Genomic DNA, 6,210 nt, shown 5'->3' with positions numbered 1-6,210 from the left:
TTTTACTGATATGATCCAGATTTTAGTGATTGATGATGAAGACCCCATTCGTAACCTGCTGGCGCGCATGATTGAGCTGGAAGGCTACAAGGTGTGGAAAGCGAGTGACTGCCAGAGTGCATTGAAACTGCTGAAAGCCCAACCGTTTGATGTGGTGCTTTGTGACGTGTTTCTCCCCGATGGAAACGGAGTAGATTTCATTCGGGAGATAAAAAAACATCGTCCGGAAGCGGAGGTGATTCTGCTTACTGCTCACGGCAATATTCCGGATGGGGTGCAGGCCATTAAGAATGGGGCATTTGATTACATAACCAAGGGAGATGATAACCGCAAGATTATTCCGACAATCAGTCGTGCAGTGGATGAGGTGGAGAAAAAGAAAGGAAAGGTCGCTCCTCTCGTATCCTATTCGTTTGAGTCGATTATCGGAAGTTCCAACGGACTGAAGCAGGCGGTTGCACTGGCCCGGAAAGTGGCCGATACAGATGTACCGGTACTGCTGACGGGTGAAACCGGCACCGGAAAGGAAGTGTTCTCCCACGCCATTCATTACGCGAGTCCTCGTAGTCAGTATCCTATCATGGCCATCAACTGTTCGGCTTTCAGCAAAGACTTGTTGGAGAGTGAGCTCTTTGGTTACAAGGCCGGAGCCTTTACCGGGGCCATGAAAGACAAGCCCGGTCTGTTTGAGGTGGCAAATCACGGTACGGTTTTTCTGGATGAAATCGGTGAAATGGCTTTCGACCTTCAGGCGCGTTTGCTGCGTGTGCTCGAAATCGGAGAATATATTAAGGTGGGAGATACCAAGCCAACGAAGGTGGATGTACGCATTATCTCAGCCACCAACCGCGATTTGAAAAAGGAAATTGAGAACGGGCATTTTCGTGAGGACCTTTATTTCCGCTTGTCGGTGTTCCAGATTCATCTGCCTCCGTTGCGTGAGCGGAAAGAAGATATTGAAATGCTGGCAGAGACTTTCCTGAAACGCTTCGCTGCAAAACTGAAGAAAGAAATCAAGGGGATGACTTCCGAGGTGGTGGACATACTGAAAGGAGCTGAGTGGCGGGGGAATATCCGCGAACTGAAGAACGTGATGGAGCGCAGTGCCATCGTCTGCGATGAAGAAGTGACCGTGCAGGATTTGCCGATTGACTTGCAATGTGCCGGAATGGACGAAGAGCAGGGTAAGGAAGAGTTTGAGCTGGCAGTGATTGAACAGAAACATATCACGAAAGTACTGCAATATACCAGGGGAAACAAAACAGAAGCGGCGCGTCTGCTGAAAATCGGCCTGGCCACGCTTTACCGTAAAATAGAAGCTTATCATATTTCCATATAGGAATGTTTTTATCATTTTGATATTTCAAAATAATAGTGAGCCTTCTCAATTTGAGAAGGCTTTTTTTGTGCCTTTTTCTTTTACTATTTCTATAACAATTAGATTATCAGCTGATTATGGATTTTCTTTAAATTGTGGCATACCCTTTGCCCTACGTATGCCGTGAATTTAACTGATTGTTTATCGAAAAAAAGAAAAAACTATGGAACTATTTACAGTGGGATTTTTAATCTGTCTGTTAAGCGGGTTCGCCTGCTTTTGGTTGTTTTATAAATGTATTGATTGGTTTGAACGAATTTGAAAGGAGAAACTTTTATGTATACCGCATTATTTATTGTGAGTGTCATCATGTTCGGCTATTTGATGTATGTGCTTGTGAAGCCGGAGAAATTCTGATAAAGTAGATATTGATTAATTCTGGGTATTATGAATACAGAAATTTTAGGTGTTGTAGCGCAAATTGTTCTGATGATAGTGCTAAGCTATCCGCTTGGAAAATATATGGCGAGAGTGTATAAGGGCGAAAAAGTCTGGTCGGACTTCATGCAGCCGGTAGAAAACCTGATTTTCCGATTCTCAGGTATCCACCCGCAAGAAGAAATGAACTGGAAGCAGTTCTTGAAAGCTTTGCTGGTGGTGAACCTGTTCTGGTTTATCTGGGGTATGATACTGTTGGTGATTCAGGGCAGTCTTCCGCTTAATCCAGATGGAAATGGCGGGCAGACGGTGCATCAGGCTTTCAACACCTGCATCTCTTTCATGGTGAACTGTAACGAGCAGCATTATAGCGGAGAAAGCAACCTGACTTATTTCACGCAGTTGTTTGTCATCATGCTTTTTCAGTTTATTACAGCTGCCACCGGTATGGCGGCCATGGCAGGCATTATGAAAGCACTAGGTGAAAAGACGACCAAAACCATCGGAAATTTCTGGAATTACCTTGTGCTGAGCTGTACACGTATCTTGCTGCCGCTTTCACTGGTGGTGGGCTTTATACTGATAACGCAAGGCACTCCGATGGGATTCGACGGAAAGATGGAGATAACGACGCTCGAAGGGGTTACACAGCATGTGTCGCAGGGGCCTGCTGCCGCTATCATTCCTATTAAGCAGCTGGGTACGAACGGAGGCGGATATTATGGGGTGAACTCTTCGCATCCGCTGGAAAATCCTACATATTTCTCTAATATAGTGGAATGCTGCTCCATCCTGCTTCTGCCGATGGCCATGGTATTTGCCTTTGGCTTCTATGTGAAGCGCAGGAGACTGGGATACAGCATTTATTGTGTCATGCTGGCCGCATTCCTCATCGGGGTATGTATTAACGTGCCTGCAGAGATGAAAGGAAATCCGCGCATGGATGCCATGGGTATTGCGCAGGATAACGGAGCCATGGAAGGCAAGGAAGTACGTCTGGGGGCCGGAGCTACCGGTTTGTGGAGTGTGGCTACCACGGTGACTTCCAACGGTTCGGTAAATGGCATGCATGATTCTACCATGCCGGTTTCTGGTATGATTGAAATGCTGAATATGCAGATTAACACGTGGTTTGGCGGGGTAGGTGTAGGTTGGATGAACTATTTCACCTTTATCATCATCGCAGTGTTCATCAGCGGCCTGATGGTAGGGCGTACGCCTGAATTTCTCTGCCATAAGGTAGAAGCCCGTGAAATGAAAGTGGCTTCCATGGTGGCCCTTCTTCATCCGTTTGTGATTCTGGTGGGTACGGCACTGGCTGCTTACCTGTATGTACATGCACCTGAATGGGTGGAAAGCGAAGGGGGATGGCTGAACAATCCCGGATTCCATGGCCTGAGCGAAATGCTGTATGAATTTACTTCAGTGGCAGCTAATAACGGTTCTGGCTTTGAAGGTCTGGGCGACAATACCTGGTTCTGGAACATCTCTTGTGGCATCGTGCTTATCCTGAGCCGCTTCATTCCGATTGTAGGTCAGGTAGCCATCGCCGGTTTGCTGGCGCAGAAGACATACATCCCGGAAAGCGCCGGTACGCTGAAAACGGATACCGTGACTTTCGGTGTCATGACATTTGCAGTGATTTTCATAGTAGCCGCCTTGTCATTCTTTCCGGCACATGCCTTGAGTACAATTGCAGAACACTTTAGTTTATAAGAGAAAAATACTGAAACGTATCATTGAAGAAGATACGATAACAACGAAAGAAAAAAGATATGAAAAATAAGAATCATACTTCTCTGTTTCAGAGGGAACAAGTCATGGAAAGCTTGAAGCAGTCGTTCGTCAAGCTGAATCCCAGAATCATGGTGAAGAATCCCATCATGTTTACGGTAGAAGTTGCTACCTTAATCATGCTGGTTGTTACACTCTATTCGGCCACTCATACCTCACAAGGTTCATTTGTATACAATCTCTGGGTGTTTGTCATTCTGTTTCTCACTTTGCTGTTTGCCAATTTTGCTGAAGCCATAGCCGAAGCTCGTGGTAAGGCGCAGGCCGACAGTCTGCGAAAAACCCGTGAGGAAACTCCGGCCAAACTGATTGTCGACGGTAAGGTAAAGACCGTGAGCAGTTCGCAGTTGAAGAAAGGAGATGTTTTTGAATGTGAGGCGGGCGATGTGATTCCGGCAGACGGTGAGATTATCGAGGGACTGGCTTCCATTGATGAGAGTGCCATTACCGGTGAGTCTGCTCCGGTTATCCGCGAAGCCGGAGGCGACAAGAGCTCCGTTACCGGAGGTACCAAAGTGTTGTCAGACCGTATCAAAGTGACCGTGACTACACAGCCGGGCGAAAGTTTTCTGGACAAGATGATTGCGCTGGTAGAAGGAGCAAGCCGTCAGAAAACACCGAATGAAATAGCCCTGACCATATTGCTGGCTGTATTTACGCTGGTATTCCTGATTGTGTGCATTACACTGAAGCCGATGGCCGACTATTCTCACACCGTGATTACGATTGCTGCTTTCCTTTCTTTATTTGTGTGTCTGATTCCAACTACCATCGGAGGGTTGCTGTCGGCCATCGGTATTGCCGGGATGGATCGTGCTCTGCGTGCCAATGTAATCACCAAGTCGGGTAAAGCGGTAGAAACGGCCGGCGACGTAGATACATTGCTGCTCGATAAAACCGGTACCATCACCATCGGCAATCGTAAGGCTACTGCCTTCTATCCGGTGGCAGGTCTGGATAAGCATGCGTTCGTAGAAGCTTGTCTGCTTTCTTCTGTTTCCGATGATACCCCTGAAGGAAAATCCATTATCGAACTGGGACGTGAACTGGGAGTACGTATGCGTACGTTGCCTACCGAAGGAGCCCGCATGATTCAGTTTACCGCCGAAACCAAATGTTCTGGTATCGACCTGAAAGATGGAACCGAAATCCGCAAAGGTGCCTTCGATGCCATTCGTCGTATAGCACTGGAGGCAGGTAATGAATTCCCGGAAGAGACGGAAGACATCATCTGGAAGATTTCTGGCAATGGCGGAACCCCCTTGGTGGTCAGTATCAACAGACAGATTGCCGGTGTCATAGAATTGCAGGATATCATCAAGCCGGGCATTGAGGAACGCTTTGAACGCCTGCGCAAGATGGGGGTGAAAACGGTAATGGTGACCGGTGATAACCCGCTGACTGCAAAATACATTGCCGAAAAAGCCGGAGTGGACGATTTCATTGCTGAGGCCAAACCGGAAGACAAGATGAACTACATCAAGAAGGAACAGGCTGCCGGTAAGCTGGTAGCTATGATGGGCGACGGTACGAACGATGCGCCGGCACTGGCACAGGCCAATGTGGGTGTGGCCATGAACAGCGGCACGCAGGCTGCTAAAGAAGCCGGCAACATGGTCGATTTGGACAATGACCCTACCAAGCTGATTGAAATTGTGGAAATCGGCAAGCAGTTGCTGATGACTCGTGGCACACTTACCACCTTCTCTATCGCCAACGACGTGGCCAAATATTTTGCCATCATCCCGGCTTTGTTCATGGTGACCGTTCCACAGCTGGCTCCACTGAACATCATGGGGCTGCACAGTCCTGAAAGTGCCATCCTTTCTGCCATTATATTCAACGCCCTCATCATTCCGATTCTGATTCCGCTGGCTCTGAAGGGAGTGGCTTATAAACCGATTGGCGCGAGTGCCTTACTGCGCCGCAACCTGCTGATTTATGGAGTGGGTGGTCTTATCGCGCCTTTCATCGGAATTAAACTAATTGACTTATTTGTAGGATTATTCTTCTAATAAAAACGGACAGTTATGAAAAACTTTATAAAATCAATTCGCATTACCATTGCATTCTGTATTCTTTTCTCTGTATGTTATGTGCTGATACTATGGGTTTTCGGGCAGTTCTTCGGCCCGGGAAAAGGAAACGCAGAAACGATTACCCTGAACGGGAAAGTAGTAGGCGCGGCCAATGTGGGCCAGGCCTTTACCAAGGATATTTATTTCTGGGGGCGCCCTTCGGCTGCCGATTATAAGGCAGATTCGTCAGCTGGCTCCAATAAAGGACCTACCAACGAAGCATATCTGGCAGAAGTGGAGGCACGGGTAGATTCTTTCTTGGTACATCATCCTTATCTGGAGCGTAAGGATGTGCCGGCCGAGATGGTAACTGCCAGCGGTTCCGGCTTAGATCCGCACATTACACCAGCTTGTGCATACGTGCAGGTGAAGCGCGTGGCCGAAGCACGTGGCATGAATGAGGAGACCGTGAAGGCGCTTGTCGACAAGATGGTTGAGAAACCATTCCTCGGCTTGTTTGGAACAGAAAAAGTCAATGTATTGAAACTGAATGTGGCTTTGGAGGAAGCAAACCCCACGGTGAAATAAACGGATGAGTCCGTTCGTATCCTTGACATTCCGGACATGGAGTGTCGGGGATTT

The 6,210-nt window shown here is 47.7% G+C and carries 5 protein-coding genes; all 5 read left to right on the top strand.

Features of this window, described 5'->3' with window-relative positions:
* Positions 1–10 precede the first annotated feature (10 nt).
* The 5 genes from WKT20_RS08440 (at position 11) to WKT20_RS08420 (ending at position 6,156) form a co-directional block, all read left to right on the top strand.
* Positions 11–1,339 (top strand): sigma-54-dependent transcriptional regulator, encoded by a 1,329-nt coding sequence (locus tag WKT20_RS08440; RefSeq protein ID WP_340417210.1) that lies wholly within the window; start codon positions 11–13, stop codon positions 1,337–1,339.
* A gap of 315 nt (positions 1,340–1,654) precedes the next feature.
* A complete protein-coding gene (gene kdpF, locus WKT20_RS08435) occupies positions 1,655–1,735 on the top strand; it encodes a K(+)-transporting ATPase subunit F (protein ID WP_117672085.1) in 81 nt (26 codons plus the stop codon).
* Between the two features lie 30 nt (positions 1,736–1,765).
* Complete coding sequence (kdpA, locus tag WKT20_RS08430) at positions 1,766–3,472, top strand: potassium-transporting ATPase subunit KdpA (RefSeq protein ID WP_340417208.1); 1,707 nt, start codon at positions 1,766–1,768, stop codon at positions 3,470–3,472.
* A 59-nt stretch (positions 3,473–3,531) separates the two neighbouring features.
* Positions 3,532–5,565, top strand: a complete 2,034-nt coding sequence (gene kdpB, locus WKT20_RS08425; protein WP_340417207.1) for a potassium-transporting ATPase subunit KdpB — start codon at positions 3,532–3,534, stop codon at positions 5,563–5,565.
* A gap of 15 nt (positions 5,566–5,580) precedes the next feature.
* A complete protein-coding gene (locus tag WKT20_RS08420) occupies positions 5,581–6,156 on the top strand; it encodes a K(+)-transporting ATPase subunit C (protein ID WP_117700936.1) in 576 nt (191 codons plus the stop codon).
* The last annotated feature ends 54 nt before the right edge of the window (positions 6,157–6,210 follow it).

It is taken from the genome of Phocaeicola sp. ICN-14070 (assembly GCF_037892625.1).
GTDB lineage: Bacteria > Bacteroidota > Bacteroidia > Bacteroidales > Bacteroidaceae > Phocaeicola > Phocaeicola plebeius.
The sequence above is the reverse complement of the archived record's forward strand: the minus strand, read 5'-3'. Positions and strand labels throughout refer to the sequence as shown.